Here is a 25,645-nt window from a genome sequence, read left to right on the forward strand (position 1 = left end):
AGCTGCCGACTTTGTCGACAGCCTGAGACGATTTCTAAGCAGCTCGTCTTTTTTACATATTATGCATTATCTTTATTGCTGAAAATGGAAATGATCGCATCCCAGAGGGCGATGAAGAATTCCTTCAGCTGATCAAGGAAGTTTTGTCCTTCCTCTGAATCTATAAAGTTTGAAATCTTGTCTTTTGCTTTATCAAGCTGCTGTCCCACTTGATTCCAGTCAACGTTCACATCTTTCATTTTGTTAAACAATGCAACGAGACTGTTAATTTCTTCTTCTGATAGAGTGATGCCAAGGTCGCTTGCCGCTTTTTCAATTAATTCGCGGAATTCCGCATCTGTTTCTGGCACGCCGTTATTTGCAATTTCTTCTTTTATTTTCGCCATTAATGCACTTGCATTTTCTTCGCCGACTTTATCGCCAAGCTCTGCTGTTTTGACAAGCTCTTCGTTTGCCACCTGTTTTACTTCTTCTGGAATGGCTTCATCAGAAGTAACTTCGTACGCTTTTAATAATCCGGTCAGAGCCGCAGTTCCTGATACTTCAAAAGGAGCGGTAACCTGAATCGTTGCATCCTTTACTCCAGCTGTCATAAGGGCATTCAAGTACATTTCGTCTGTTACCCAATTAATGTTTTTTGTATTTACTTCAAGGCCAGATCCGCTTTTTTCGATCGTAATAGCTGATGATGAAATAGCCTTCGTTCCAATCTGGGCTTTAGGAATGTAATTGCCTAAATATTTATGTTCCTCTTCATTCGTCACTTCAATAACCTGTGAATTGTCATCAGCACCCATCTCACCAAGCATGGACTGCTTCTGCTCTTCTGTTAAGTTCTTTCCGAGTGTGATAATTTTATCACCGGCAGCTGCATCAGCAAGCCCGATAGTCGGGAAAGCAAATAATGCAAACGCCATTATAGAAACCAATAACTTTTTCAAAAAAAGACCTCCTTAGTTCATGACAGCAACCTTCATTATAGTATTTTTTTCTGATTGGCGACAGAGTTTTATGGCTGCGGTATCTTCTTGCTGCGGCGGCAGACGATCTGCTTGGCTTTCTTGAACGTATTATAGTAGAATGAATAACGTTCAGTCTATTAGACGAAAAAAAGAAGCAGGAGGTTTCATACATATGAAAAAAGGTCAAATTACAATGGAAAATGGCGATCAATTAGTGATCGAATTTTATCCTGAGGCAGCGCCAAAAACTGTTGAAAACTTTGAGAAGCTTGCAAACGAAGGTTTTTACAACGGAGTAAACTTCCACCGTGTTATTCCAGGTTTTGTTGCACAAGGCGGAGATCCAACGGGCACAGGCGCAGGCGGACCTGGCTACTCTATTAAATGTGAAACAGCAGGAAACCCTCATAAACACGTAGCAGGAGCATTATCAATGGCTCATGCAGGAAAAGACACAGGCGGCAGCCAGTTCTTCATCGTTCACGAGCCTCAACCGCATTTAAATGGCGTTCACACTGTTTTCGGTCAAGTGATTGAAGGCATGGACAATATTTATAAAATCAAGCAAGGCGATGTCATGAAAGAAGTTAAAGTCTGGGAAGAATAAGCATGGTTTTAAAGCTGTCCTTTAGGGGGCAGCTTTTTGATTGTTTTGAAAATCAGATTTTAGGTATTCGTTGAATATTTTTGTCTGATATAAGATTAGATAAAGGAGGTGATTAATTGAAGAGGAAGAGTCGTTCCCAACCGCTGGAACTAATGATTTACAGATGTTTAAATTCCCGAATGGATCTGGCTGCAAAAGAAAAAAATCACTATATGTACCTTGTGAAAGACTGTGAAGGTGAGAAGTGGTTTGATGACTGGCTTTTGGCGAATGCCGGGGAAGGAATCATTTTGAACGATCTTTTGTTTGAAAAAAACAATACATTTTATCAAATTGATTCCTTGTTTCTTACAACTCACACAATCTACCTGTTTGAAGTGAAAAACTATGAAGGTGACTTTTATCTTGAAAATGATAAATGGTATTCATCTTCAAAGCTCGAAATCAAAAATCCTCTGCTGCAGCTGAAAAGAAACGAATCTCTGTTCAGGAGATTGCTGCAGGAAAACAACTTCTCTTTTTCCATCGAAGCCTATCTTGTATTTGTTAACCCTGAATTTCACCTCTATCAAGCTCCGTCTGGACATCCAATCGTTTTTCCCTCCCAATTAAATCGTTTTGCAGAGAAATTAAATCGAAAAACAGGTTCATTAAAAGGGGTTCACTCGAAGCTGCGGAGAAGCTTTTGGCACTTCATGCGGTAGAGTCTCCTTACTCGCGCTTGCCAAAATATCGGTATGATGAGGTTGGGAAGGGAGTTGTTTGCAGGAGGTGTCAATCACTGTATCATTCGTTTAATAAATCTGTTTTTATTTGTGCAAACTGTAAATATACCGAAGAATATCTGCCTGCAATCTTACGCAGCATTCAAGAATTTAAACTCCTTTTTCCAGAGAGGAAAACGGCTGATCAAATCCAAGAATGGTGCAAACTCATTAAAACGAAAAGAACGATACGGAAGATACTGTATGATCATTTTGAAAAAGTAGGGCATGGGAAATTTTCTTATTTTAAAGATATTAGATAATGCATTATGAGCTGTGTTGGGTACTTGGAATAGCGTTTTTCCTGAATCGAGTGCCCTAATTTTCAGTTTTGGGTACCTGGGATAGCGATTTTCCTGAATCGAGTGCCGCAATTTTCAGTTTTGGGTACCTGGGATAGCGTTTTTCCTGAATCGAGTGCCGCAATTTTCAGTTTTGGGTACCTGGAATAGCGATTTTCCTGAATCGAGTGCCGCAATTTTCAGTTTTGGGTGCCTGGAATAGCGTCTTTGCCAAATCGAGTCCTCCAATTTTCAGTTTTGGGTACCTGGAATAGCGTATTTGCCTAATCGAGTACCCCAATTTTCAGTTTTATGTACCTGGAATAGCGCAATTGCCAAATCAAGTGCCTCAATTTGCTACTTGGGATATCTGATAACTCCAAGATACCTTTCTCCCGATCAAATCAAATCACGGCACCAGCACGTCTTTTCCTACCTGATAACTCAGAGATTAAATGATTGCATTCTTCGTCTAATCCCGATAAGATATATAGAAAGGAAAACTTCATAATTCATTGAAATCCTTCGGGGCAGGGTGAAATTCCCAACCGGCGGTGATAAAGCAGAAGCTTTTAAGTCCGTGACCCGACTTGCATGAACTGCAAGCGGTGGATCTAGTGAAAATCTAGAGCCGACAGTATAGTCTGGATGGGAGAAGGAACACAATGTGAACGTATGGGTATTATTTTTCTGGAAAAACAGAAGAATAGTACTCTTGTTTGGCATGCATATGTGACTGAAATCCCTTACAAAGCCCCAGGTATTTATTACCTCGGGCTTTTTATTTTTACTTTAAAGGGAGGCGGCGCATTGGAAGATCAGGATTATATGAAAGTGGCACTTCAGCTCGCAGAACAGGGTTCAGGACAAACAAGTCCGAATCCGCTTGTAGGTGCGGTGGTTGTGAAGAATGGTCAAATTCTTGGAATGGGCGCACATTTAAAAGCGGGAGAACCTCATGCAGAAGTTCATGCCATTAGGATGGCAGGAGCTGAAGCTGAGGATTCAACAGTCTATGTTACGCTCGAGCCTTGCAGTCACCATGGAAAAACACCTCCATGCGCTGATCTTCTTATTTCTTCAAAGGTGAGAAGAGTGGTTATTGCAGCGGTAGACCCGAATCCGCTTGTTGCAGGAAGAGGGATTAAGAAACTTCAAGCTGCTGGAATCGAAGTGGTTTCAGGTGTTTTAAAGAGCGAAGCAGAAGCGCTGAATAAGGTGTTTTTTCATTTTATTCAAACAAGACGTCCTTTTGTAACATTAAAATGGGCGAGCAGTCTAGATGGGAAAACGGCGACTGTCACAGGTGAAAGCAAATGGATCACAGGTGAAGAGGCAAGACTTGATGTTCACAAATACCGGGAACTTCATGATGCAATTTTAGCCGGCGTAGAAACGGTAATAAAAGATGATCCATTTCTGACTTGCCGACTTGAAAACCCGAAAAAGCAGCCTGTCAGAATTGTTTTGGATACGCATCTGAGAACACCTGAAACTGCAGCTGTGGTCAATGATGGTCTATCGGAAACCTGGATCATCACAGGCAGCGGGGTTTCTCCTGGAAAAATAGCATCTTTTCAGAAGAAAAAAGCCGTTATCATTCAAATGAATACGCCGGCTATTGAAATAGGCAATCTGCTTCTCCTGCTGGGAGAAAAAAACATTACATCGCTGTTCGTTGAAGGCGGTGCTGCCGTTCATGGAAGTTTTATAAAAAGCGGGTTATTCAATGAAGTGGTGAGCTATGCTGCCCCCATGCTCATCGGCGGAAAAGAGGCCCCTCCTGCAGTTGGCGGCGCAGGATTCAGCGGTATAAATGAGGCGATTCGTTTAAAAATAAAACAAACTGAGATCCTCGGTGATGATCTCAAAATAGTCTGTGTTAAAAAAGAGGGGTGATATGGAATGTTTACCGGAATCATTGAGGAAATCGGCACAATCGCGAATATGCAAGGAACAGATGCAGCAATTGAGATGACAATTCATGCTGAGAAAATTACGGAAGATGTGAATCTTGGAGACAGTATTTCCGTAAATGGCGTTTGCTTAACAGTTACAGCTTTCACTTCTAAATCGTTTACTGTGGATGTAATGCCTGAAACTGTAAAAGCCACTTCCCTGAATTCTCTTAAGCCTGGTTCATCCGTCAACCTGGAGAGGGCGATGTCCGCCAATGGACGCTTCGGAGGCCATTTTGTAACAGGTCATGTCGACGGCACTGGAACCATCATCCGCAAAAAGCCTTCAGCCAATGCGGTCTACTGTGAGATCAAGGTCAGTAAAGAAATGACTTCATCCCTGGTAATGAAGGGCTCTATAGCGATTGACGGCATCAGCTTAACCATATTTGGTTTAGAGGATGAAAAAGTAACAGTCTCGATTATTCCCCACACATTGTCTGAAACAGTTCTCGGAGGCAAAAAGACAGGGGATACCGTAAATATCGAATGCGATATGCTCGGGAAATATGTCCAAAAGTTTGTGATGCAGTCAAATCCGGCATCTTCATCTTTAACAACGGACTTTCTAAAAGAAAATGGTTTTTATTAGAATGGGGGATCACCATGACATTTCATTCCATTAAAGAAGCGTTAGACGATTTAAAACTTGGAAAAACAGTCATTGTAGTAGATGATGAAGACCGAGAAAATGAAGGTGATTTTATTGCGCTGGCTGATTATGCTACGCCAGAGGTTATTAACTTCATGATTAAGCATGGCAGAGGACTGGTTTGTGTTCCGCTGACAGAGGAATATGCTGAGAAATTTAATTTTCACCCTATGGTAAATGACAATACAGATCCGCATGGCACTGCTTTTACGATCAGCATTGATTACAAAACAACCAAAACAGGAATCAGTGCTTCTGAAAGATCAGAAACCATTAAAGCCATTTTAAAAGAAGATGCAGAGCCGCTTGATTTTAAAAGACCTGGTCATATTTTCCCCCTTATTGCAAAAGAGGGCGGAGTTTTAAGAAGAGCAGGGCATACAGAGGCAGCGGTCGATCTGGCTAAACTCTGCGGAGCAAGCCCAGTCGGAGTCATTTGTGAAATTATTAAAGAAGATGGCGAGATGGCGCGGGTTCCTGATCTAATTGACATTGCAAAAGAGCTTGATTTGAAAATGATTACAATCAAGGACTTGATCCATTACCGCAATATGTCAGATGCTCTTGTGAAAAGAGAAGCTGACATCAAACTCCCTACTGAATTCGGCATGTTCAGAGCAGTCGGATATTCAAATATATTGGACGGGAAAGAACATATTGCCCTTGTGAAAGGGGAAGTTTCAGAGGATCAGCCGACGCTTGTCCGTGTTCACTCTGAATGTCTGACTGGAGATGTATTTGGATCGAACCGGTGCGACTGCGGTCCGCAGCTGCATGCAGCGCTGTCTCAGATCGAGGAAGCTGGCAGCGGCATCCTCTTATACATGAGACAAGAAGGCAGGGGAATCGGCCTGCTTAATAAAATGAAGGCCTATGCATTGCAAGAAGAAGGATATGATACAGTAGAAGCCAATTACAAGCTTGGATTTGCAGACGATTTAAGGGAGTATGGAATTGGTGCTCAAATCTTAAGAGATCTTGGCGTTTCAAAAATGAAACTGCTGACAAACAATCCGAGAAAAATAGCAGGACTAGAAGGATACGGGCTCACTGTAGTAGACCGCGTACCTATTCAAATGCCTCCCAAAAAAGAAAATGAAGGCTATATGAAAACGAAACAGGGAAAACTTGGACACTTACTAAACTTATAATCGGAGGAACTAAACATGAAAACATATGAAGGAAATTTAGTCGGATCAGGATTGAAAGTAGCGATCATCGTAGGAAGATTCAATGAGTTTATTACAAGCAAGCTATTAAGCGGAGCAGTTGACGCTCTAAAACGCCACGGAGTAGAAGATGAGAATGTAGAGCTTGCATGGGTGCCTGGAGCATTTGAGATTCCGCTGGTTGCCAAAAAAATGGCTTCTTCAAATAAATATGATGCAGTTATAACCCTTGGAACTGTCATTAGAGGTTCTACAACCCACTATGATTATGTCTGCAATGAAGCAGCAAAGGGAGTTTCTCAAGCTTCAATGAGCACAGGAGTACCGGTTATCTTCGGAGTTTTGACAACCGAATCAATTGAACAGGCCATTGAAAGAGCGGGAACTAAAGCTGGGAATAAAGGCTATGAAGCAGCGGTTGCAGCGATTGAAATGGCGAATTTAATGCGTACAATGAATTAATTTTAGGTAAAAGTGTTTAAAATGCGGGAAAAACTGTTTATAATGTTCTGAGGAGTGATTCTTCATGAATCATGATCAAAAGGATAAGGGAAGAAATCAGGAAAGAATTTTATTTTACATCATGATAGGCGCAAGTTTATTGTTTTTGCTTTCTCTAATCGGAAGGTTATTTCGTTAATGAGGGGTTCATATGTTAATTCGCTATAAAAAAAGCTTTGAAAAAATTGCAATGGGTCTTCTGTCTTTTATGCCAAATGAAAAAGATTTAAAACATTTGCAGCAGACGATGAAACAATATGAAACAGATGAGAAATGGCAGCTGTTTCTATGGAAAGACGAAGATATCATTGGAACAATCGGAGTAGTGTTCGAGGATGATGATCACGTGAAGATTCAGCATGTAAGTGTAAACCCTTCTCATCGTCATCAGGGAATCGGCAAGAAAATGGTGACGGCATTAAAAGAACAGTACAAGGCAAAAACAGTTATCCCAGACGAACATACGAAAGCATTTTTTGAAAAATGCACGGAACTGGATTGCGATTAAAAACAGATGAAGCTCATGCTTCATCTGTTTTTTGCTGTTTGCGGATCAGGCTGCTCTTTCGTTCCGCAATTACATCGCTCCGGTCCCGCAGCGAATGCTTATGAATAAGGAAATCATTTGATAAGTCGCTTGGATGTCCCCATTGCAGCTGATGGTTTTCGCAGTATTCAATGCATGTAGTAAGAAGATCGCTGTCTTCCAGCGGCAGATTGATACTTTCGTATGGGCGTTTATTTTCGATGTCTTTGCTTCTTTTTCTTAAAAGTTCTGCCGTTTTCTCAGGATTTAATCCAAGGGAGAGCAGTGCTTCTTTTTCTTCCTCCAATATAGCGAGGGCATTTGATATCATTCTGTGAGCGCCCTTCCAGTTGCTTCTCCTGTGATGATAAAGGCCCACCGCTATTTGGATAAGACCAACCCAGTGTATCTTTCTATGCCCTAGGGGATCTTCTTTCCAATATTCTTCAAGCACTTCATGGCATTCAAAGTAATCACGGTCTCCATGAAAATGAACAAGGTACACTATATATGGCTTCGGATACAAAAAATCACCTTCTATCTAAGCTTATGTAAATTCAGTGTAGCATAAAAGAAATGACTTGCCCTTTATGAAATACAAAAAGTGCTCACTAAGAGCACCTTTTGGATGAAAACTAATATAACCAAGCAGCTCCGACAATAATCAGCAAAATAAATAATACAACTATTAATGCAAAGCCTGAACCGTAACCAAAACCTTTATCTCCCATTTGCATGTTCCTCCTTAAGTATCTTGCATTTACATAGGTATCATATGTGGGTGCTCTTGTGTTTGTTTGGGCGTTTATCACATTTCTGGACTTTTTTTGAATCAGCGGACTTTCACCGCCCCGAAAATAAGTATTGGAGATTGGAACCCGAATGTTCTATACTATAGGGTAGCCGAAATGAATGGTACAGAATGAAGTGGTGGGATGATGTTGCAGTACAAAGTGAAAATTGACGCATTTGAAGGGCCGCTCGATCTTCTTTTGCATTTAATTAATACGCTCGAGATTGATATATACGATATACCAGTAGCTGAAATTACAGAGCAGTATATGCTTTATATACATACGATGAAAGAACTGCAGCTCGATGTTGCCTCTGAATATTTAGTGATGGCTGCGACTTTGCTCTCCATTAAAAGCGGAATGCTTCTCCCAAAGCACGAGGAAGAGCTGGTGGAAGACGAATTCGGATTTGAACCCGAGGAAGATCCGCGGGATGAACTGATGAGAAGGCTGATTGAATACAGGAAGTATAAAGAGGCAGCAGATGATTTGAGACATATGGAGGAAGAACGTTCTCAGGTTTATACAAAACCGCCGAGCGATTTGAGTGAATTTGCCGGTGAGCCTGTATTTGATAAAGAATCTATGAATGTTACGATCTACGATATGCTTGGGGCATTTCAAAAGATGATGCGGAGAAAAAAACTGCAGAAACCATTGCAGACAAGAATTGCAAGACAGGAAATACCGATTGAAAAGAGAATGGATGAAATTCTTCTCGAATTTAAGCGTAATCCAGGGCGACGAAAATTTACTGAGCTTTTCCCGTCCAATCAAAAAGATCACCTCGTTGTCACTTTTCTTGCCATCTTGGAATTGATGAAAAAAAACAGCATCATGATTGAACAAGAAGAAAATTTTTCAGATATTTATATTCTGGGGAGGTCATAAAACCTTGGAAAAATGGAAATCCATCATTGAAGCACTTCTATTTGCTGCAGGCGATGAAGGGCTGTCAATGAAACAGCTGACATCCGTTCTTGAGACAGAAGTGGGAACGATTACTGAAGTCATACAGGAACTTCAAAATGATTATAAGAAAAAACAGCGCGGCATCGAACTGATTGAAGTAGCGGGAGTTTTTCAGTTAACAACGAAAAAACAGCATGCCGATTATTTAAAAAAACTGGTTGAGACACCGAATCACACGGCTTTATCTCAGGCCGCTCTTGAAATTCTGGCGATTGTGGCATACCGCCAGCCAATTACAAGAGCTGAAATAGAAGAGATTCGCGGCGTAAAATCTGAGCGCCCGCTGCAAACACTGGCTTCTAAAGTGCTTGTGAAAGAGGTGGGCCGGGCTGAAGGAACTGGCAGAGCAATTTTATATGGAACGACGAAGGAGTTTCTTGAATACTTCGGATTAAAAACGATAAAAGAACTCCCTCCGCTCCCTGAAAAAGACGATGATGATTCCTTTAATGAAGAGGCCGATCTCTTTTTTGAGAATTTCAATCAAACTTTTGAAGAAATCAAATAATTTACACAAATACACCATCACCTATGATAAAATAGAGGAGAACGGGACAAAGGAATATCTTTGTTCCTTTTTTTGAATGAAAAACGCATAGGGGTGCAATCATGTGATTATAAAAAACTGCAGAGGGTATGAATTAGAAAAAGAGATGCCGAATACATCCGAAGATTTTTTTAACCGCTCTGAAGTCACAATTGTGTCAAAAAAGGCTGAAAAAACGTTTTATGTGTTGTATGTGCGGTATTTCGAAGACGTATTCAGAGAGCGAAATGCTTTTCTCTTTGAAGGGACCGACCTGTGCATCAAAGACGTAATGGCGCTGATATGCATCATTCAAAACGAAGCACTTATAGAGCGCAAAAGGCTCTATATAAACACAGAAGAAGAATTCCTTATGTATCTGCAGGGAATTGACCTTCGTGCGGCAATTGAATGGATCCCGGATATCAACCGGAATCAAACACTGAAATTGCCTGAAGTTGTTCAAAAGCTAAAAACACCCATACATAAAGAATAGCTTAAGAATTTGAAAGGATGTGTTTTAATGGGAAATATGATCGTAAAAGCACAAACAGAACAAGTTGAATTATTTTTAGGAAACGTCGTCAAGCAGCTGAATACGTTTTTAAATCAATCGACAATTTCATCATTTTTGGATGAAACAGCCGGGGATGAAACGTACTATGAGGACCTTTTCCGAAACTTGAGAAGACTTTCTGTTTATTGTGAAGAGGGACTTGAAGCATGCCGCATCGTTCTTCAAAATGAGCCATTCAGAAAGCCGGCAGCGGAAAAAGCGCTCTATAAAATCTATCATCAGTGCATTGAAGAATTTTATAATCCGAAAAATGATGTATGGTATGAAGACAGCAGATCTGCCTATACAGGCAAAAATGCGATTAAATACCGCCACCCTGCTCCGGATACACTTAAGGCCATGATTGCCTCTCTCGAAAGCGGTTTTCAGGAAATCCGCGAGGAACTTGAATACTACGAGACAGATTACCGTACGAAAATGATACAGTCAAAATAATAAAAGCAGCTGTTCTGTACTTTCAGGACAGCTGTTTTTTTTATTGTCATTTCAGGCTGCTTCGGAGTTTTAGGCACGCTGTTTTTCAAATTTAACGTTCATAACCTTTGTCCATCCGCATAAACTTGTACAAAACAATAAAAGGACGTGGGTGTTATGCGGCAATGGAAACAGATAACAGCGATCGTACTCATCTTCTTCTTGCTGATATCAGTACCGCGCCATTCTTCTGCTGAAATGGACGTGAGCGCAAGAAGTGCGATTTTAATTGAACAGGAATCCGGAAGAGTCCTATTTGAGAAAGACGCCCATACCAAACGAAGAATTGCCAGCATTACAAAGATTATGACAGCGATTCTTGCGATTGAATCCGGAAAGATGGACGAGAAGGCAACTGTAAGCAATCGTGCGATACATACAGAGGGTTCTGCGGTCTACTTGCAAGAAGGCGAAAAAATTAAACTTGAAGATCTTGTATATGGTCTTATGCTCCGTTCAGGCAATGATGCGGCAGTAGCCATTGCTGAGCATGTTGGAGGAAGTATTGAAGGGTTTGTTCATTTAATGAATCAAAAAGCTGCTGAAATCGGCATGATGAATACGGAGTTTGCCAATCCGCATGGTCTGGATGATCACGAAAATCACTATTCCTCTGCCTATGACATGGCAATCCTTACAAGGTACGCAATGGAAAATCCAATCTATCAGAAAATTTCCGGAACTAAGGTTCATCGGGCTCCAAATCCGAATGAACAATGGGACCGTGTATGGAGAAATAAGAATAAGCTGCTGACAAGTTTATATGAGTACAGCACCGGAGGGAAAACAGGGTATACAAAAAGGGCAAAACGCACCCTCGTTTCTACTGCTCAAAAAGATGGCATGAATCTAGTAGCCGTCACAATTGATGCGTCAGATGACTGGAATGATCATATTGGAATGTTTAATATGGCATTCAGCAAATATAGTCTGTTTAAGATAAAAGATTCAGGCACGTTAAAAAAAATAAAGATTAAAGATAAAATCTATAAAAATAAGCTTTTTATAAAAAGAGATGTGTTCTATCCTCTTACTGAAGAAGAGGAAGATAAACTCAGAATCAATGTTTCTTTGCTCAAACCGGAAAAAAACTGGGATGACCCGGAGGATGTGCCGAACGTTGTCGGTAAAATCACAATTATTGTTGAAGACGAAAGAGTGGATGAGGTTCCGGTTTATTATGATAATGGTTTAACAAATAAACCAGATGCGACGCTTTTTGAGAAACTCCGCAAGCTATTTTTCATTGGGGCAGGCTTCAGCGATTATGATTAATATTATTTGGGTTGGGCTGACTGTCATCGGCATTGTCTTCGCCATGATTAATGGAACGATGGAACAAGTGAATGCTGCCGTTTTCAAAGGCGCGAAAGATGCTGTAACCATCAGCATCGGACTGATCAGCGTCCTTGTATTCTGGCTGGGGCTCATGAAGGTTGCTGAAAAGGCGGGTTTGCTTGAAAAGCTTACCCAGCTGTTTAAACCATTTGTAAAAAGGCTTTTTCCTGAGATTCCCGCAGATCATCCTGCAATGGGCTACATTCTGTCAAATATGATTGCTAATCTTTTTGGACTGGGGAATGCAGCAACCCCGCTTGGAATTAAAGCGATGGAGCAGATGAAAAAATTAAATGGAGACAAACCTGCTGCAAGCAGATCCATGATCACATTTCTTACTGTCAACACGTCGAGTATTACCTTAATTCCAACGACGGTGATTGCTGTAAGAATGACATACGGTTCAAAATCTCCAACTGATATTGTTGGCCCGACTTTGCTTGCAACGATAATTTCAGCCATAGGCGCCATTCTGATTGACCGCTATTTCTATCATAGAAGAATGCGGAAGGAGAGAAAATAGGATGGGAATGATCAGTCTAATCTCTTTATGGATGATCCCGCTGATCATCGGGTTTATTCTATTATATGGGACGTATAAAAAAGTGCCGACGTATGAAACTTTTGTTGAGGGCGGCAAAGAAGGAATAGATATTGCGTTTTCAATTATTCCTTATTTAGTGGGCATGCTCGTTGCGATTACGATTTTCAGAGCTTCAGGTGCCCTTGAATTTTTTGTAGGCATGATGAAACCGGCATTGGATGCAATCGGCGTTCCAAGCGAGATTGTTCCCCTGGCATTTATCAGGCCCATTTCTGGAACAGCAGCACTTGGCATGACAACAGATTTAATTGCTGCCTACGGACCTGACTCTTTTATTGGGAGGCTTGCAGCAGTCATGCAGGGAAGCACAGATACAACCTTGTATATTTTGACTGTTTATTTTGGAGCTGTAGGGGTTAAAAAGATGGGGGATGCGCTTAAAGTAGGTTTGCTTGCTGATCTTATGGGAATCATTGCATCAATCATCATTGTCATGATGCTTTTTTAATAGATTTGAAGGGGCTTCCGGTAAATGCGGAGCCTCTTTTTATCTGCTGAAATATTTTTGTCTCATTGTTCCTGTTTTTGTGAGATAATAAGGCTTCATGCATTTTTTAAAGGGGTTCATTTGATGAGAACTTGTATAAAAAAATGATAAGAAGTAAGATGTTAACGAGGTGAAAGAAATGGAACGTTTACAAAAAGTGATAGCTCATGCAGGTCTTGCATCAAGAAGAAAAGCAGAGGAGCTTATATTAGAAGGAAAAGTGACAGTTAACGGGAAAGTCGTAAGAGAGCTTGGCGTTAAAGTTTCCGGAAATGACCGTGTTGAAGTAGCAGGTGTCCCTGTTGAAAAGGAAGAACCAGTCTATTTTATTCTTTATAAACCGCGCGGCGTCATTTCAGCTGCCATTGATGATAAAGGAAGAAAAACAGTTACGGACTTTTTTCCCCAGATCAAAGAACGTATTTATCCTGTAGGACGGCTTGATTATGATACATCCGGAATTTTAATCATGACGAACGACGGTGAATTTGCCAATCTGCTCATGCATCCAAGCAGTGAAGTAGAGAAAACGTATGTAGCCAAAGTAAAAGGAATTCCGCTCCGTGAAAACCTGAAGGCTCTCGAAAAGGGAATTATGCTTGAAGATGGCAAAACAGCCCCGGCAAAAGTCAAATTTGTTTCATTGGATAAAAAGAAGCAGACGAGCATCATTGAACTGACGATCCATGAAGGCAGAAACCGTCAAGTCCGCCGCATGTTTGAGGCAATTGGGCATCCTGTCTTGAAACTAAAGCGCGAAACGTATGCGTTCCTTGACTTAAAAGGATTAAAAACAGGAGATGCGCGTGAATTATCTCCGCATGAGGTCAAACAGCTTAGATCACTTGCCAAGTTTGGAAAGTAAGCCCTTTAATTTTCACATAAACTTCAAATTATTAAGAAAACGTTTGAAATAAACAGTGATATAATGAGTTGAAATGTATGAGGATATGGGAGAGTTTTTTATGAAAAAAAGACGGTTGCTCATGAGATCGATCATCCTTTTTGTGCTGGTTGCAGCACTTGGATATACGTTATACACAAACTTTTTCCAAAGCAAGGAAAAAGTGAAGGTTGGAAGCGACGCCCCTGATTTTGTCTTAACAGACATTAACGGGGACAAGCATCAGCTTTCTGATTATAAGGGAAAGGGCGTTTTCCTGAATTTCTGGGGAACATGGTGCGAACCGTGCAAACGCGAAATGCCCTACATGCAAAATCAGTATGATTATTATAAAGAACAAGGTGTAGAAGTGCTTGCCGTCAACATCGCAGAATCAAAGATTGCCGTACAGAACTTTACGGATACATATAATTTATCTTTTCCTGTCGTCCTGGATAAGGACCGGCAAGTTTTAGAAGCATACGGTGTTGTCCCTCTTCCGACTACATTTCTGATAGATAAAAATGGAAAAGTAGCAGAAATTATCACTGGCCAGATGAATGAGCGGATGGTCAGGGACTATATGGAATCAATCAAGCCGTAAACGGGGAGTTTTCATCATGAATGAAGTGAAATGCAAGTGCGGACACAGTAATCCGCACGGAACGATTCTTTGTGAATCCTGCGGTCGTCCTGTTGAGGAAAAGGACAGCAATCAAGCTGTTTCTGAAAAACTATTGGATATGAAATATGATGGCAGTGCAAGACGCTCACAGACTTATAAGAAAACGCCGGTCGATAAGATCTGGAACTTCTTTTCATCTGTAAAGGTCGGAATCTGGATTATCGTACTGATCTTAATTGCATCAGCAATCGGCACAATCCTTCCGCAGGTCATGTACATTCCGCCAAATGTAACTCCCGAGGAATTTTACCGCGAGGAGTACGGGGTGATCGGTCAGCTTTATTTCCAAATGGGGTTTCATGAATTATTCAGCTCATGGTGGTACATGGTTTTAATTGGAGCGCTTGCCGCTTCATTGGTCATTGCAAGCTTAGACCGCTTTGTACCGCTCTATCGTGCGCTGAAAAAACAAGGTGTCACACGCCATGAAAGCTTTATGCGAAGACAGCGATTATTCAGCGAAACACCTTCAGTCAACAAGGCGGAGGAACTGCTTGAAATTATTAAAGACAGACTGAAGAGAAAACGCTATCATGTTCGAGAAGAAAACGGAAATCTCCTTGCAGAGAAAAATCGTTTTTCAAGATGGGGACCGTATGTCAATCATATCGGTCTGATCATCTTTTTGTTTGGAGCTATGCTGAGGTTTGTACCGGGAATGTATGTGGATGATGTCATTTGGATCCGCGAAGGGGAAACGAATGTCATTCCGGGTACTGAAGGCAAGTATTTTCTCCGCAGTGACAAGTTTGTGATGGAAACATACAAAAAAGACAGCGAAGATGAAGTGTTTCAGGATGCTCTTACTAGAGTTGGGGACGGCAACGTCGTAAAAAATTACCAGACGAACGTTACTTTGTACGAGAGACAAGGTGAAGCGGTCATCGGGGAAGAGCCAGAGCTAAAAAAAGTAAAAGATGAGCAAATCAAAGTAAATCAGCCGCTTAAGCATGATTCATACGCTTTGTATCAAGTGGATTATAAATTAAATGAATTGAATAAAATGACATTTAGTTTAGTAGACAAAGAGACGGAGGAAAACTTTGGACAGCTGACAATTGATCTGCTGGATCCTCAAAAAGAATTTGATTTGGGTAATGGCTATAAAGTAGAAGTAGCAAGCTACCTTCCTGATTTTTATTTTAACAGTGAGGGAGAGCCTGCTACGAAAACGAGAATACCGGATAATCCTGCTTTTGTATTTAAAATGATTTCTCCTGATAAACCTAAGGGCGAAACAAGCTTCGTTGCCATTCAGCAGACAATCGAACCAAATGAAGACAACCAGCTGAAAATGAAGTTTGAAGGCGTGGAAACAAAGAATCTCTCAGCTCTTACTGTTCGCAAAGACAATACTCTTTGGTTTCTTGGACTTGGCGGAGCCATTTTCATGATAGGTGTCACCCAAGGTATGTATTGGAATCATCGACGCATCTGGATAAGACGAAGCGGAGAAGGAATTCTTCTTGCCGGGCATACAAATAAGAATTGGTACGGCATTAGAAATGAGATTGATTCAGTGCTGGAAGGCACATTGATTGAAAAGCCGAAGGATCAGTCAGACGAGAAATAAGACAAGTCATAGAGGAGGAAAAGGAGTGGCGGCTTTAAGCAGTAATTTGCTATTTGCAGCATTCATTTTATATCTGGCTGCGACATTTCTTTTTGGCGGAGCCATCCGTGATAAGAGAAAAGAATACAAAAAGCCAAGTAAATGGGCGACTGCAGGTATTGCAATCACGATTCTTGCTTTTGCAGCACAAGTTGGCTATTTCATTACGAGATGGATCGCATCCGGTCATGCACCGGTCAGCAATCTTTTTGAATTTACAACATTCTTTGGCATGATGCTTGTTCTTGCATTTATAGTACTCTACTTTATTTATAAAGTGTCTATTTTAGGGCTTTTTACTCTGCCGGTCGCATTGCTGCTTATCGCTTATGCAAGCATGTTTCCGTCAGATATCTCACCGCTTATCCCAGCGCTTCAAAGCAGCTGGCTGCACATTCACGTGACAACAGCGGCTCTTGGACAGGCGATTCTTTCCATCAGCTTTATAGCAGGTGTGATTTATTTGATCCGGACAGTGGATCAAACGAAAAATTCCAAGAAAACATTCTGGCTTGAAGTTGTCATGTATACACTTGTAGCTACGATTGCATTCATTGCAATAACAAGCACCTTCAGAATGATGGATTATGAAGCCGTTTATAAATGGACAGATAAAAATGAGCAAAATGCAGAAATGATCTATAATATGCCTGCTCTGGTAGGCCCTCATAAAGGCGAACTTTTAACAGAAGGCAAAATGGAAGCTCTTGTTGAAGTTCCCGCTCTTATTTCTGCGAGAAAGCTGAATACTGTCATTTGGTCAATTGGCACCGGATTATTATTATACGGAGCGATCCGGTTAATCTTGAGAAAGCGAATCTCAGCTTTCCTTCAGCCTCTCACCAAAAACGTAAATCTGGATTTAGTAGATGAAATCGGATATCGATCCGTTACAATTGGATTTCCGGTATTCACTCTGGGAGCGCTCATTTTTGCGATGATCTGGGCTCAAATCGCCTGGACACGCTTTTGGGGCTGGGACCCTAAAGAAGTATGGGCATTAATTACCTGGCTTTTCTATGCAGCCTACCTGCATTTGCGTCTTTCAAAAGGATGGCAGGGAGAAAAATCAGCATGGCTTGCCGTTATTGGCTTTGCCATCATCATGTTTAATCTGATTTTTGTCAATCTGGTGATTGCCGGTCTGCATTCTTATGCCTAGTTAATAAGAGTTTTTCTTTAAGAGAAAAGAAAGTATAAAGTTTTTGCAGTGGTGTACAGTTCCATCGCCCGCCACATCGGCCAGAACTATTCCAGAGGAAAAGTCAAACTTGGACTTTTCTGCCGGATTCTTATCTGTCTGCCGGAGCTAAACGGGCACTTGCACTTTTCTTATCAAGAGAGCCTTCACTCATATAAAGTGAAGGTTTTTTGGTAAGATAATGGTATATGAGTACTTGAAGGAGGAGAAGCAAGATGGAAAACAACATGAACTATAAAATCTTGGTCGTTGACGATGAAGACAGAATCAGAAGACTTTTGAAAATGTATTTAGAGAGAGAAAACTATCAAATTGAAGAAGCTGACAACGGCAGTGATGCTCTTGAAATGGCACTGTCTACAGAATATGACTTAATCCTGCTTGATTTAATGATGCCCGGACTCGATGGGATTGAAGTTTGCAGACAACTGCGCCTGAAAAAAGCCACTCCTATCATTATGCTTACGGCAAAAGGTGAAGAGGTAAACAGGGTTCAGGGCTTTGAAGTCGGAACAGATGATTACATCGTAAAGCCTTTCAGTCCAAGAGAAGTCGTTCTGCGAGTGAAAGCACTTCTTAGACGCTCATCGACAACATCATTCCTGAAAACAGAAACGAAAGCTAAGAATGTTATCGTGTTCCCGCATCTCTCTATTGATCACGATGCACACCGGGTGCTTGCAGACGGCAAAGAGGTCAGTTTAACTCCAAAAGAATATGAGCTGCTTTATTTCCTCGCGAAAACGCCTGACAAAGTATACGACCGCGAGAAATTATTAAAAGAAGTATGGCAATACGAGTTCTTTGGTGATCTGCGTACAGTAGATACACATGTAAAACGCCTGAGAGAAAAACTGAGCAAGGTATCACCTGATGCAGCTGCCATGATCGTGACTGTTTGGGGAGTTGGATACAAATTTGAGGTAGGCAGTGAATGATGTTTTGGAAAAGCGTAGTCGGTAAACTGTGGTTTACCATTTTATTGCTCGTTTCATTTGTCTTATTAATTCTGACTGTGCTTCTTCTAGAATTCATTGAAAATTATCATGTGGACGAGGCCAAACGGGAGCTTACACAATTAGCCAACAAAATCTCGGTTATACTTGAAAATCATGAAGATCAGGAACTGGCGAGGTCAATCTCATGGGAACTGGCCGATGAACTTACAAGCATCATCATCGTCGAAGATCAGAACAAATACTGGTTTTCACCAAAGAAATTTGACAGTACCCCTGTTTTTGAAATGGAGGATATTCGGAATGACAGCGAGCTGTCTAAAGTATTTGCAAATCAAAAAAATGTCAGCAAGCTCACCGAACTCTCAAAAGAGCAGCAGATCAGTTCGGATAATAACGAGGAAGTGCTGGTCGTCGGCGTACCCTATGAGCTGAAAAATGGGGAAAACGGGGCAGTGTTTATGTCGCAGTCGCTGCTTGCTGTTCACGAAACAACAAAGCATACGACTAAATATATTCTGCTTGCGGCAGGTATTGCCATTGTATTAACAACGATATTCGCATTCTTTCTATCAACAAGAATCACTTATCCGCTAAGAAAAATGCGGGAAGTAACGCAGGAGCTTACACGCGGAAAGTTTGATACGAAGGTGCCGATTTTAAGTCATGACGAAATTGGCGAGCTTGCCGTCGCGTTTAATCAAATGGGCAGGCAGCTGAAATTCAATATCAATGCACTTAACCAGGAAAAAGAACATTTAACCAGTATTTTAAGCAGTATGGCAGACGGAGTCATTACGCTGAATATTGACGGGACGATTCTCGTGACTAATCCCCCTGCTGAACGGTTTCTTCAGTCCTGGTACTACGAACAAAAAATGCAAATCAATGAGGGAGAGGAAATCCCTCCAGAAGCAAAAGAATTATTTCAAAGAGTTGTCAACACAGAGAGAGAACACATAGTCGAGGTCAATCTTCAGGGCAGGAGCTGGGTGATGGTCATGAGCCCTCTCTATAACCAGTCATATGTTCGGGGTGCAGTTGCTGTTCTCAGAGATATGACAGAAGAGAGAAGGCTAGATAAGCTGCGGAAGGATTTTATTGCCAATGTCAGTCATGAGCTGAGAACGCCGATTGCCATGCTGCAGGGATACAGTGAAGCGATAGTCGATGACATTGCAAGCTCTGAGGAAGAGAAAAAGGAGATTGCACAGGTAATCTACGATGAATCACTGCGCATGGGAAGACTTGTTAATGATTTACTGGATCTGGCAAGAATGGAAGCCGGTCACATTTCTCTGAATTTAGAACGAATCTCGATTTATGAATTTATTGAAAAAATCAACCGAAAATTCCAGGGACTTGCAAGGGACAAAAAAATCACGTTAACCTCTTCATTTTTAATAGAAGACCCTGAGTTTGTTCTGGATCCCGATAAGATTGAGCAGGTTTTGACGAATCTTATTGATAATGCGATCAGACATACGCTTGAAGGGGGATCTGTTGAAATTCATGTTCAAACCGTTGCTGGCGGCATGAAAATAGACGTAAAAGATACAGGTACAGGTATTATAGAAGAGGATCTGCCTTTTGTCTTTGAACGGTTTTATAAAGCGGACAAAGCAAGAACTAGAGGCCGTTCGGGCACCGGCCTTGGCCTGGCGATTGCAAAAAACATCGTAGATGCCCATTCCGGCACGATCAATGTGCACAGCAAGGTAAATGAAGGTACAGCCTTCAGCTTCTATTTGCCTCGAAAAAGCAGTCTTTCTGATAGAACGTGACGAAAATTCTTGTTTCATAAGGAACACCTAATGAAATTTCTGTTGAAGACCTGAGTCATTTTATGTAAAATAAGACTGAATTAATAAAATTGTATATTTTGAGATATAGGTGCTTTACGCTTAATAGGGAATCAGGTGCAATGCCTGAACTGTCCCCGCAACTGTATTTGCCAACGAAACTTTGGGTTAAACCACTGTATAATTAGATGGCTCTATTGCTGTTTATTATATGGGAAGGTTCAAGTGGAGAATGAAGCAAAAGTCAGTAGACCTGCCGGAATCTCTTACATTGTTTGTATTCTTCGGGGGTTGAGCATAGAAACGGCAGGATTTATGTTTCTTTGCATACAATCTGTATCTTATTATGCCGTTTATTAAGCCCATCTGCAGATGGGCTTTTTTGTTTTGTGGTTTCATGATTCACCAAATAGATACATACAGAAGAAGGAGAGATTTGTTGTGAATAAATTTTTAAGCTTACTATCCGTTTTCTTTTTAGCGCTGCTTGCAGCATGCGGAAATACAGCAGAGGAGCCGAAGAAGGAAGCTCCGGGATCAGAGCAGGCTGCTGAAAATGGAGAAAAAACAGAAGAGACAAAAGCTGTTGTAACACTGACTAAAAACGAAAAGGCAGAGAAAGTTGATTCAAAAGAAGTATCTTTTGAAGAAGGGCAGACTCTGATGGATGCAATGAAAGCGAATTTTGAAGTGGAAGAAGCTGGAGGGTTCATCAGCGGAATTGATGGAATGATGGCAAGCGATAAGGATAAAACCTACTGGCACTTAATCGTAAATGGCGAAGATGCGATGACTGGTGCTAATGAAATCGAGCTGAAAGATGGAGATAAAGTAGAGTTCGATTTAAGAAAATATGAGTAATCCTGGATCACGTTATGACAACTAGAAGAATCAGTCTGCTTTCCCTGCTGATTGCTTTATCAGTTGTAGGGCGAATGGCCTTTCAATTTGTTCCGAACGTCCAGCCAATGACAGCGATTATTCTGATTACTTCTATCTTAATTGGTCCTGTAAATGGCATGATTGTAGCCGTATTAGGCTGCTTCTTGAGCAATTTGCTGCTCGGAATGGGGACATGGACAATCTGGCAAATGCTCGCATGGGGTACACTCGCGTTATTATCAGGTCTATTAGGCAAATATGTGAAATCAAATCGTCTGATCATCTTTACACCCATTTCTGTATTGTCGGGTTATCTATTCGGGTTTGTTGTATCACTGAATATGTTTGTTTTAACTGACCATGGCTTAGCTTATTACCTTGCAGGTTTGCCTTTTGATACCGCACATGCAATCGGAAATGGAATTTTCTTTCTTCTGCTTTATCCTGTTATGCGAAAAACGTTTGAGTATTACTTGAATAAGAAGGATTATGGCATAACAATGCAATAAGAAAAATGGTAAAATAAAAGAGCGATAAGATTCGCTCTTTTTATTTTAAACCCTAAAGGAGCTGCTTAAAATTGAATCTGTATACGAGAACTGGCGACAAAGGGAAAACAAGTATAATTGGCGGCCGTGTCGACAAAGATGACTTAAGAGTCGAGGCATACGGCACAATTGATGAAGTAAATTCATTTGTCGGTCTTGCCATGACGTGGCTTCATGAAGAAAAACTGGTTGACTTGTATCATGAATTTGAAAAGATCCAGCATGAGCTGTTTGATTGCGGCAGCGATCTTGCGGTTATACATGGCAAACAGAAGCATCCCTATAAAACAACAGCTGAAATGATTGCATTTTTAGAAGAAAGAATCGATCATTATTCTGCTGAAGCTCCTCCGCTGCAGCGCTTTATCCTTCCCGGAGGCACACAGGCAGCATCGGCGATACATATAGCAAGAACAGTAGCCAGAAGAGCTGAACGCTGCATCGTTTCCCTGCAGAAGCAGACGGAGATTAATGAACACGTGCTAACATATATGAATAGATTGTCAGATTACTTCTTTGCTGCTGCAAGAGTTGCGAATGCGAGGCTTGGCTCTAAAGATGTAGAATACGAAAGAAGCGCAATCGTATTTACGAAGCCTAAACAGTCATAAAATAGCTGGAAGGAAGGGAGCACCTTCCTTTTTATACGTTCAGGAATTTATAAAAGTAAAAAGGCTGTGGATTATATAATAAAGATATCTGCGTTCGGCTCCGGCGCCTAGAGCGCGTGTCAGAACGAATCTGCCAAAAAAAGTCAAAACCCGACTTTTCTGGCGGATTCTTATCTGTCATGCCTGAGCTAAACGGGCGCTTGCGCTTTTCTTAATGGAATTAGTGAATAATATGTAACTTTTTATAAAAGAAAATCGACTAATGGTGTGATCGGAGGTACATTCATGGAAGAGGCCTTTCAGAGGATCTATGAAAAATATCATGGAGATATTTTTCAATTCTTATTTTATATGGTAAAAAATCGTGAGCAGGCTGAAGACCTCGTTCAGGAAGTATATATCCGCATTTTAAAATCCTATGACAGCTTTGAAGGCAGAAGCAGTGAAAAAACGTGGATTTTTTCTATAGCACGGCATGTTGCCATCGACTTTTTCAGAAAGCAAAAAACATTAAAGCAAAGAATTCTTGAAACATTTGACTGGGACCGGCAGCAAATTCAGGATGTTCATCCTTTGCCCGAGGAAATTGCCGCTCAAAATGAAGAATTGCAGGGAATATACCGTTCTCTTGACAGCTGTACAGTAGACCAGCGCTCTGTCATCATTCTCCGTTATCTTCAAGGGCTGTCCATTGCTGAGACTGCGGCTGCACTTGGCTTTACTGAGAGTAAGGTGAAGACCACACAGCACAGAGCATTAAAAGCATTAAAAAAACATTTGGCTGACCATAATGTGAGGGAGGAGGGGATTTTAAAGGGATGAACAAATCAAATTGGAATGAAGAACAAATTGCAAAAGCCCTAAGAAAGCTTCCTGCGATTGAAGATAAACGGACTTCTGCTGAAATTTATGCCCGATTGCCGAAAAAAGAATATAAACACAGAAAGCCCTGGGTGACACCTGCTTTCGCAAGCATTGCCGCACTTATCATACTCTTATTAATATCGCCATACTTCCTTAATCAGCTCGGAGTAAACGAAAGCAAATCAGATTCAAGCACTGACAAAGCAAGTTATGAACAAGCAGAGCAATCCATACAGGACTCAAGTTTAAAGAGTGAATCTAACCTTTACGTTCAGTCTAAAAAAACCACATTTGTTGCCCGTCCCGAAGACCAGGTTTCAATTGTCACACTTGCATATCCTGATCAGCAAGTTCAAAACATGATTCCAGTCAGCGTTAAAATGGAGAAGAGTGAAGATTATCTGAAATTATTTCAATCGGCTCTTTCAGCATTTGATCCAGCACAGCTCGGCTTGAGTTCTTCTTCTTTAACGGGAACTAACCTTGATTATGCGGAAGGGACGACTTCTAAGCTTTTAATCGACGTGAACGAAAATTCTTTTGCTCAGTCCTCTTCAGAAACGGACAACAAACTTTTTACAGAAGGCATTGAAGAGTCCTTCCGCTGGCAGGGCGTGGAAGAAGCAGAGTACTATAAAAACGGAGAGAAAGGTATAGAGCTTGGTGCATATGGTTTCCAGGAAGGAATGAAACTGGACAAATTCAAAAGAAAAGCTTATTTCCTATACCAAGAGAGCCTTGAAGCGCCTAAACTTCTTGCACCATCCCTGCTCCCATTCGAAAAGCTGTCTGAGGCATTGTCCGCAATGAAAGGCAATGGAACGCTCGGGCTTAAGCCTGTCATCGAAAAAACAGTGGTCATTAAAGAGATTGAAGAAAAAAATCATAACGTAACAATTGAGTTTACAGATGAATCAACAATTGATGATAATGAAACAGATACTCTGATGCTTGAAGCCATCCTAATGACAGCTAAAGAGTTTGGATATGAGAATGTGAAGTTTGAAGGAATAAATGTAGATAGAGTCGGAGAGATGGATGTTACAGAGGCAGTGCCTGTGCCATTTTCTCCAAATCCAGTCGATTTAAAAGAATAAAGAGATGTGAAGACCGCAGCAGGTATGCTGCGGTTTTTTCTTTTCATTTTATTTTATTGGATTTTGCCGAGCCTGGTAACTTCACGATTTTGCTGAAAAGAAGAGCCTTTTCGCAAATAAGCTGATATTTTCCGCTGAATAATCATAATTCGCATTTAAAAAGAAGGGCAAAACAAGCTTAAGGCAGGTTCGCCTTAATAGAGGCAGCAAGCAAACTTAAAAAGAGAAACAAGCAGTTTCATAAAAAAAATCTAATTTTAATTATGATATAAAGTTATAGAAAAAATACAGGATTTATCCTGCTTCCCGCACTTATCAAAACAAGGACGGTCTTTGTAAAGGCAATCTTCATGTATGAAATGGAAATCACTGCATAATACTAGTATTGGTCATTTTTTGACAAACAAGTATCTAGGGGGAAGCTATGTTAGATTTGTTAAGAAGATTGTCAATCGCATTATTAATCGGAGTATGCATTGTTCTATTATTCGTAAGCGGAACGCAGGCAAAGGCCGAAGAAAGAGCAAATGCTGTAAAATGGTCAAGCCCGATAAAGGGTACGATTACAGATACATTTGGAACAAGAAGCGGCAAGCATAAAGGAATTGATATTGCAGCTCCTGAAGGCACAACCATTCAGTCAGTGCAGGAGGGCCATGTTACGAAATCCTATTATTCAGATACATATGGACATGTTGTATTTATTCATCATCCTGAAGGCTATGAAACGGTCTATGCTCATCTAAGCAAAAGGTCAGTCTCGGAAACTGCTAAAGTGGAGAAAGGGCAGGAAATTGGCATTATCGGAAATACCGGGGTTTCCAGAGGGACACATCTTCATTTTGAAGTACATAAGGAAAAGTGGACCTACGATAAAAAAAATGCTGTTGATCCATTTCTAATGGTGGCTGCAAACAAGATTGAACCAGTGCCTGTCCTTTCTCAGCCCGCCTCTGCTGAAGTGAAAAACCCAGCTGCTATTACTGTGAAAAAAGGGGACACGCTGTGGGGGCTTTCAAAGGCATACGGTCTTTCCGTTGAAGCTTTAAAAGGGCTGAACGGGCTTACTTCAGACAGTCTGGAAATAGGCCAAGGGATAATTGTAAAAGAAAAGACGAAACTTAAAACATACACAGTTAAAAAGGGAGATACACTTTTCTCAATTGCAGATGAGTTTCAAGTTTCTGTTCAGCAGCTGAAAAAAGAAAATCGTTTAAAAACGGAAGCGATATTTCCTTATCAGAACTTAAAAATTTCTAATCATTCCAGTTCTTCAGAATAAACGGAAAATGCATTGTCACACTGCGCAAAA

General features: G+C 40.9%; 29 protein-coding genes and 2 riboswitches. Of the genes, 26 read left to right on the forward strand and 3 right to left on the reverse strand.

Features of this window, described 5'->3' with window-relative positions; translation table 11 throughout:
* Positions 1 to 59: 59 nt before the first annotated feature.
* Positions 60 to 941 carry a DUF1002 domain-containing protein gene (locus tag QFZ72_RS10435; protein WP_307432757.1) on the reverse strand — a complete coding sequence of 294 codons (882 nt, stop codon included), beginning with the start codon at positions 939 to 941 and terminating at the stop codon, positions 60 to 62.
* A gap of 193 nt (positions 942 to 1,134) precedes the next feature.
* On the opposite strand from QFZ72_RS10435, the gene QFZ72_RS10440 reads away from it, so the two are divergent.
* The 7 genes from QFZ72_RS10440 (at position 1,135) to QFZ72_RS10470 (ending at position 7,402) form a co-directional block, all read left to right on the forward strand.
* Positions 1,135 to 1,569: a peptidylprolyl isomerase gene (locus QFZ72_RS10440; protein WP_223436423.1), complete on the forward strand. Its 435-nt coding sequence runs from the start codon at positions 1,135 to 1,137 to the stop codon at positions 1,567 to 1,569.
* Between the two features lie 116 nt (positions 1,570 to 1,685).
* Positions 1,686 to 2,273, forward strand: a complete 588-nt coding sequence (locus tag QFZ72_RS10445; RefSeq protein ID WP_307432760.1) for a nuclease-related domain-containing protein — start codon at positions 1,686 to 1,688, stop codon at positions 2,271 to 2,273.
* Between the two features lie 858 nt (positions 2,274 to 3,131).
* Positions 3,132 to 3,278: riboswitch (FMN riboswitch) on the forward strand.
* Positions 3,279 to 3,424: 146 nt separating this feature from the next.
* A complete protein-coding gene (gene ribD / locus QFZ72_RS10450) occupies positions 3,425 to 4,513 on the forward strand; it encodes a bifunctional diaminohydroxyphosphoribosylaminopyrimidine deaminase/5-amino-6-(5-phosphoribosylamino)uracil reductase RibD (protein ID WP_307432763.1) in 1,089 nt (362 codons plus the stop codon).
* A gap of 6 nt (positions 4,514 to 4,519) precedes the next feature.
* Positions 4,520 to 5,164 (forward strand): riboflavin synthase, encoded by a 645-nt coding sequence (ribE, locus tag QFZ72_RS10455; protein WP_307432765.1) that lies wholly within the window; start codon positions 4,520 to 4,522, stop codon positions 5,162 to 5,164.
* 14 nt (positions 5,165 to 5,178) lie between these two features.
* Complete coding sequence (locus QFZ72_RS10460; protein ID WP_307432768.1) at positions 5,179 to 6,375, forward strand: bifunctional 3,4-dihydroxy-2-butanone-4-phosphate synthase/GTP cyclohydrolase II; 1,197 nt, start codon at positions 5,179 to 5,181, stop codon at positions 6,373 to 6,375.
* Positions 6,376 to 6,390: 15 nt separating this feature from the next.
* Positions 6,391 to 6,855, forward strand: a complete 465-nt coding sequence (gene ribH / locus QFZ72_RS10465) for a 6,7-dimethyl-8-ribityllumazine synthase (RefSeq protein ID WP_307432771.1) — start codon at positions 6,391 to 6,393, stop codon at positions 6,853 to 6,855.
* 190 nt (positions 6,856 to 7,045) lie between these two features.
* Entirely contained in the window at positions 7,046 to 7,402 is a 357-nt protein-coding gene (locus tag QFZ72_RS10470) for a GNAT family N-acetyltransferase (RefSeq protein WP_252201388.1), read from the forward strand.
* A 13-nt stretch (positions 7,403 to 7,415) separates the two neighbouring features.
* Here the strand turns inward: QFZ72_RS10470 and QFZ72_RS10475 are convergent, their stop codons facing one another.
* Positions 7,416 to 7,946, reverse strand: a complete 531-nt coding sequence (locus QFZ72_RS10475; RefSeq protein WP_307432774.1) for a DUF309 domain-containing protein — start codon at positions 7,944 to 7,946, stop codon at positions 7,416 to 7,418.
* Positions 7,947 to 8,055: 109 nt separating this feature from the next.
* Positions 8,056 to 8,157: a YjcZ family sporulation protein gene (locus QFZ72_RS10480; RefSeq protein WP_307432776.1), complete on the reverse strand. Its 102-nt coding sequence runs from the start codon at positions 8,155 to 8,157 to the stop codon at positions 8,056 to 8,058.
* 201 nt (positions 8,158 to 8,358) lie between these two features.
* Here QFZ72_RS10480 and QFZ72_RS10485 point away from each other — a divergent pair, with 201 nt between their 5' ends.
* From QFZ72_RS10485 to QFZ72_RS10575, 19 genes are all read left to right on the forward strand, one after another.
* Positions 8,359 to 9,105, forward strand: a complete 747-nt coding sequence (locus QFZ72_RS10485) for a segregation/condensation protein A (RefSeq protein ID WP_307432779.1) — start codon at positions 8,359 to 8,361, stop codon at positions 9,103 to 9,105.
* Positions 9,106 to 9,109: 4 nt separating this feature from the next.
* Positions 9,110 to 9,694 carry an SMC-Scp complex subunit ScpB gene (gene scpB / locus QFZ72_RS10490; protein WP_307432782.1) on the forward strand — a complete coding sequence of 195 codons (585 nt, stop codon included), beginning with the start codon at positions 9,110 to 9,112 and terminating at the stop codon, positions 9,692 to 9,694.
* A gap of 103 nt (positions 9,695 to 9,797) precedes the next feature.
* Positions 9,798 to 10,208 carry a hypothetical protein gene (locus tag QFZ72_RS10495; protein ID WP_307432785.1) on the forward strand — a complete coding sequence of 137 codons (411 nt, stop codon included), beginning with the start codon at positions 9,798 to 9,800 and terminating at the stop codon, positions 10,206 to 10,208.
* A gap of 27 nt (positions 10,209 to 10,235) precedes the next feature.
* Entirely contained in the window at positions 10,236 to 10,724 is a 489-nt protein-coding gene (locus QFZ72_RS10500) for a YpuI family protein (protein ID WP_307432787.1), read from the forward strand.
* A gap of 156 nt (positions 10,725 to 10,880) precedes the next feature.
* Positions 10,881 to 12,038 (forward strand): D-alanyl-D-alanine carboxypeptidase family protein, encoded by a 1,158-nt coding sequence (locus QFZ72_RS10505; protein ID WP_307432790.1) that lies wholly within the window; start codon positions 10,881 to 10,883, stop codon positions 12,036 to 12,038.
* Entirely contained in the window at positions 12,031 to 12,624 is a 594-nt protein-coding gene (locus tag QFZ72_RS10510; protein WP_307432793.1) for a nucleoside recognition domain-containing protein, read from the forward strand. Before QFZ72_RS10505 ends, QFZ72_RS10510 begins: the two co-directional genes overlap by 8 nt.
* Before the next feature lies 1 nt (position 12,625).
* Positions 12,626 to 13,153, forward strand: coding sequence for a spore maturation protein (locus QFZ72_RS10515; protein ID WP_307432795.1), 528 nt, complete (start codon positions 12,626 to 12,628; stop codon positions 13,151 to 13,153).
* 178 nt (positions 13,154 to 13,331) lie between these two features.
* Entirely contained in the window at positions 13,332 to 14,057 is a 726-nt protein-coding gene (gene rluB, locus QFZ72_RS10520) for a 23S rRNA pseudouridine(2605) synthase RluB (protein WP_307432797.1), read from the forward strand.
* A 100-nt stretch (positions 14,058 to 14,157) separates the two neighbouring features.
* Positions 14,158 to 14,679: a thiol-disulfide oxidoreductase ResA gene (gene resA, locus QFZ72_RS10525; RefSeq protein ID WP_307432800.1), complete on the forward strand. Its 522-nt coding sequence runs from the start codon at positions 14,158 to 14,160 to the stop codon at positions 14,677 to 14,679.
* A gap of 16 nt (positions 14,680 to 14,695) precedes the next feature.
* The gene (gene resB / locus QFZ72_RS10530) at positions 14,696 to 16,333 is read left to right on the forward strand and encodes a cytochrome c biogenesis protein ResB (protein ID WP_307432803.1); all 1,638 of its coding nucleotides are present in this window, start codon (positions 14,696 to 14,698) and stop codon (positions 16,331 to 16,333) included.
* A 25-nt stretch (positions 16,334 to 16,358) separates the two neighbouring features.
* The gene (gene ccsB / locus QFZ72_RS10535; protein ID WP_307432806.1) at positions 16,359 to 17,534 is read left to right on the forward strand and encodes a c-type cytochrome biogenesis protein CcsB; all 1,176 of its coding nucleotides are present in this window, start codon (positions 16,359 to 16,361) and stop codon (positions 17,532 to 17,534) included.
* Between the two features lie 254 nt (positions 17,535 to 17,788).
* Positions 17,789 to 18,511, forward strand: a complete 723-nt coding sequence (locus QFZ72_RS10540; RefSeq protein ID WP_307432808.1) for a response regulator transcription factor — start codon at positions 17,789 to 17,791, stop codon at positions 18,509 to 18,511.
* On the forward strand, positions 18,508 to 20,313 hold the full coding sequence (locus QFZ72_RS10545) for an ATP-binding protein (RefSeq protein ID WP_307432811.1): 1,806 nt from the start codon (positions 18,508 to 18,510) through the stop codon (positions 20,311 to 20,313). The genes QFZ72_RS10540 and QFZ72_RS10545 overlap by 4 nt, the downstream gene beginning before the upstream one ends.
* A gap of 90 nt (positions 20,314 to 20,403) precedes the next feature.
* Positions 20,404 to 20,606: riboswitch (cobalamin riboswitch) on the forward strand.
* A 166-nt stretch (positions 20,607 to 20,772) separates the two neighbouring features.
* Complete coding sequence (locus QFZ72_RS10550) at positions 20,773 to 21,192, forward strand: DUF4430 domain-containing protein (RefSeq protein WP_307432813.1); 420 nt, start codon at positions 20,773 to 20,775, stop codon at positions 21,190 to 21,192.
* 14 nt (positions 21,193 to 21,206) lie between these two features.
* Positions 21,207 to 21,722 carry an ECF transporter S component gene (locus tag QFZ72_RS10555; RefSeq protein WP_307432816.1) on the forward strand — a complete coding sequence of 172 codons (516 nt, stop codon included), beginning with the start codon at positions 21,207 to 21,209 and terminating at the stop codon, positions 21,720 to 21,722.
* A gap of 71 nt (positions 21,723 to 21,793) precedes the next feature.
* On the forward strand, positions 21,794 to 22,372 hold the full coding sequence (locus QFZ72_RS10560) for a cob(I)yrinic acid a,c-diamide adenosyltransferase (protein ID WP_307432819.1): 579 nt from the start codon (positions 21,794 to 21,796) through the stop codon (positions 22,370 to 22,372).
* 285 nt (positions 22,373 to 22,657) lie between these two features.
* Entirely contained in the window at positions 22,658 to 23,194 is a 537-nt protein-coding gene (sigX, locus tag QFZ72_RS10565; RefSeq protein WP_307432821.1) for an RNA polymerase sigma factor SigX, read from the forward strand.
* Positions 23,191 to 24,333 carry a hypothetical protein gene (locus QFZ72_RS10570; protein WP_307432824.1) on the forward strand — a complete coding sequence of 381 codons (1,143 nt, stop codon included), beginning with the start codon at positions 23,191 to 23,193 and terminating at the stop codon, positions 24,331 to 24,333. Before sigX ends, QFZ72_RS10570 begins: the two co-directional genes overlap by 4 nt.
* Positions 24,334 to 24,757: 424 nt before the next feature.
* Positions 24,758 to 25,615: a M23 family metallopeptidase gene (locus tag QFZ72_RS10575; protein ID WP_307432827.1), complete on the forward strand. Its 858-nt coding sequence runs from the start codon at positions 24,758 to 24,760 to the stop codon at positions 25,613 to 25,615.
* The last annotated feature ends 30 nt before the right edge of the window (positions 25,616 to 25,645 follow it).

Origin of the sequence: Bacillus sp. V2I10 (assembly GCF_030817055.1) — a bacterium.
Taxonomy (GTDB): Bacteria; Bacillota; Bacilli; order Bacillales; family Bacillaceae; genus Bacillus_P.

What these genes read in the sequence shown, in the direction of transcription:
- QFZ72_RS10440 (WP_223436423.1), top strand. Translation starts at nt 1,135, where the DNA reads ATGAAAAAAGGTCAAATTACAATGGAAAATGGCGATCAATTAGTGATC.
- ribE (WP_307432765.1), top strand. Translation starts at nt 4,520, where the DNA reads ATGTTTACCGGAATCATTGAGGAAATCGGCACAATCGCGAATATGCAA.
- QFZ72_RS10460 (WP_307432768.1), top strand. Translation starts at nt 5,179, where the DNA reads ATGACATTTCATTCCATTAAAGAAGCGTTAGACGATTTAAAACTTGGA.
- ribH (WP_307432771.1), top strand. Translation starts at nt 6,391, where the DNA reads ATGAAAACATATGAAGGAAATTTAGTCGGATCAGGATTGAAAGTAGCG.
- QFZ72_RS10470 (WP_252201388.1), top strand. Translation starts at nt 7,046, where the DNA reads ATGTTAATTCGCTATAAAAAAAGCTTTGAAAAAATTGCAATGGGTCTT.
- QFZ72_RS10480 (WP_307432776.1), bottom strand. Translation starts at nt 8,157, where the DNA reads ATGCAAATGGGAGATAAAGGTTTTGGTTACGGTTCAGGCTTTGCATTA.
- QFZ72_RS10485 (WP_307432779.1), top strand. Translation starts at nt 8,359, where the DNA reads ATGTTGCAGTACAAAGTGAAAATTGACGCATTTGAAGGGCCGCTCGAT.
- QFZ72_RS10500 (WP_307432787.1), top strand. Translation starts at nt 10,236, where the DNA reads ATGGGAAATATGATCGTAAAAGCACAAACAGAACAAGTTGAATTATTT.
- QFZ72_RS10505 (WP_307432790.1), top strand. Translation starts at nt 10,881, where the DNA reads ATGCGGCAATGGAAACAGATAACAGCGATCGTACTCATCTTCTTCTTG.
- QFZ72_RS10510 (WP_307432793.1), top strand. Translation starts at nt 12,031, where the DNA reads ATGATTAATATTATTTGGGTTGGGCTGACTGTCATCGGCATTGTCTTC.
- QFZ72_RS10515 (WP_307432795.1), top strand. Translation starts at nt 12,626, where the DNA reads ATGGGAATGATCAGTCTAATCTCTTTATGGATGATCCCGCTGATCATC.
- rluB (WP_307432797.1), top strand. Translation starts at nt 13,332, where the DNA reads ATGGAACGTTTACAAAAAGTGATAGCTCATGCAGGTCTTGCATCAAGA.
- resA (WP_307432800.1), top strand. Translation starts at nt 14,158, where the DNA reads ATGAAAAAAAGACGGTTGCTCATGAGATCGATCATCCTTTTTGTGCTG.
- resB (WP_307432803.1), top strand. Translation starts at nt 14,696, where the DNA reads ATGAATGAAGTGAAATGCAAGTGCGGACACAGTAATCCGCACGGAACG.
- QFZ72_RS10540 (WP_307432808.1), top strand. Translation starts at nt 17,789, where the DNA reads ATGGAAAACAACATGAACTATAAAATCTTGGTCGTTGACGATGAAGAC.
- QFZ72_RS10545 (WP_307432811.1), top strand. Translation starts at nt 18,508, where the DNA reads ATGATGTTTTGGAAAAGCGTAGTCGGTAAACTGTGGTTTACCATTTTA.
- QFZ72_RS10555 (WP_307432816.1), top strand. Translation starts at nt 21,207, where the DNA reads ATGACAACTAGAAGAATCAGTCTGCTTTCCCTGCTGATTGCTTTATCA.
- sigX (WP_307432821.1), top strand. Translation starts at nt 22,658, where the DNA reads ATGGAAGAGGCCTTTCAGAGGATCTATGAAAAATATCATGGAGATATT.
- QFZ72_RS10570 (WP_307432824.1), top strand. Translation starts at nt 23,191, where the DNA reads ATGAACAAATCAAATTGGAATGAAGAACAAATTGCAAAAGCCCTAAGA.
- QFZ72_RS10575 (WP_307432827.1), top strand. Translation starts at nt 24,758, where the DNA reads ATGTTAGATTTGTTAAGAAGATTGTCAATCGCATTATTAATCGGAGTA.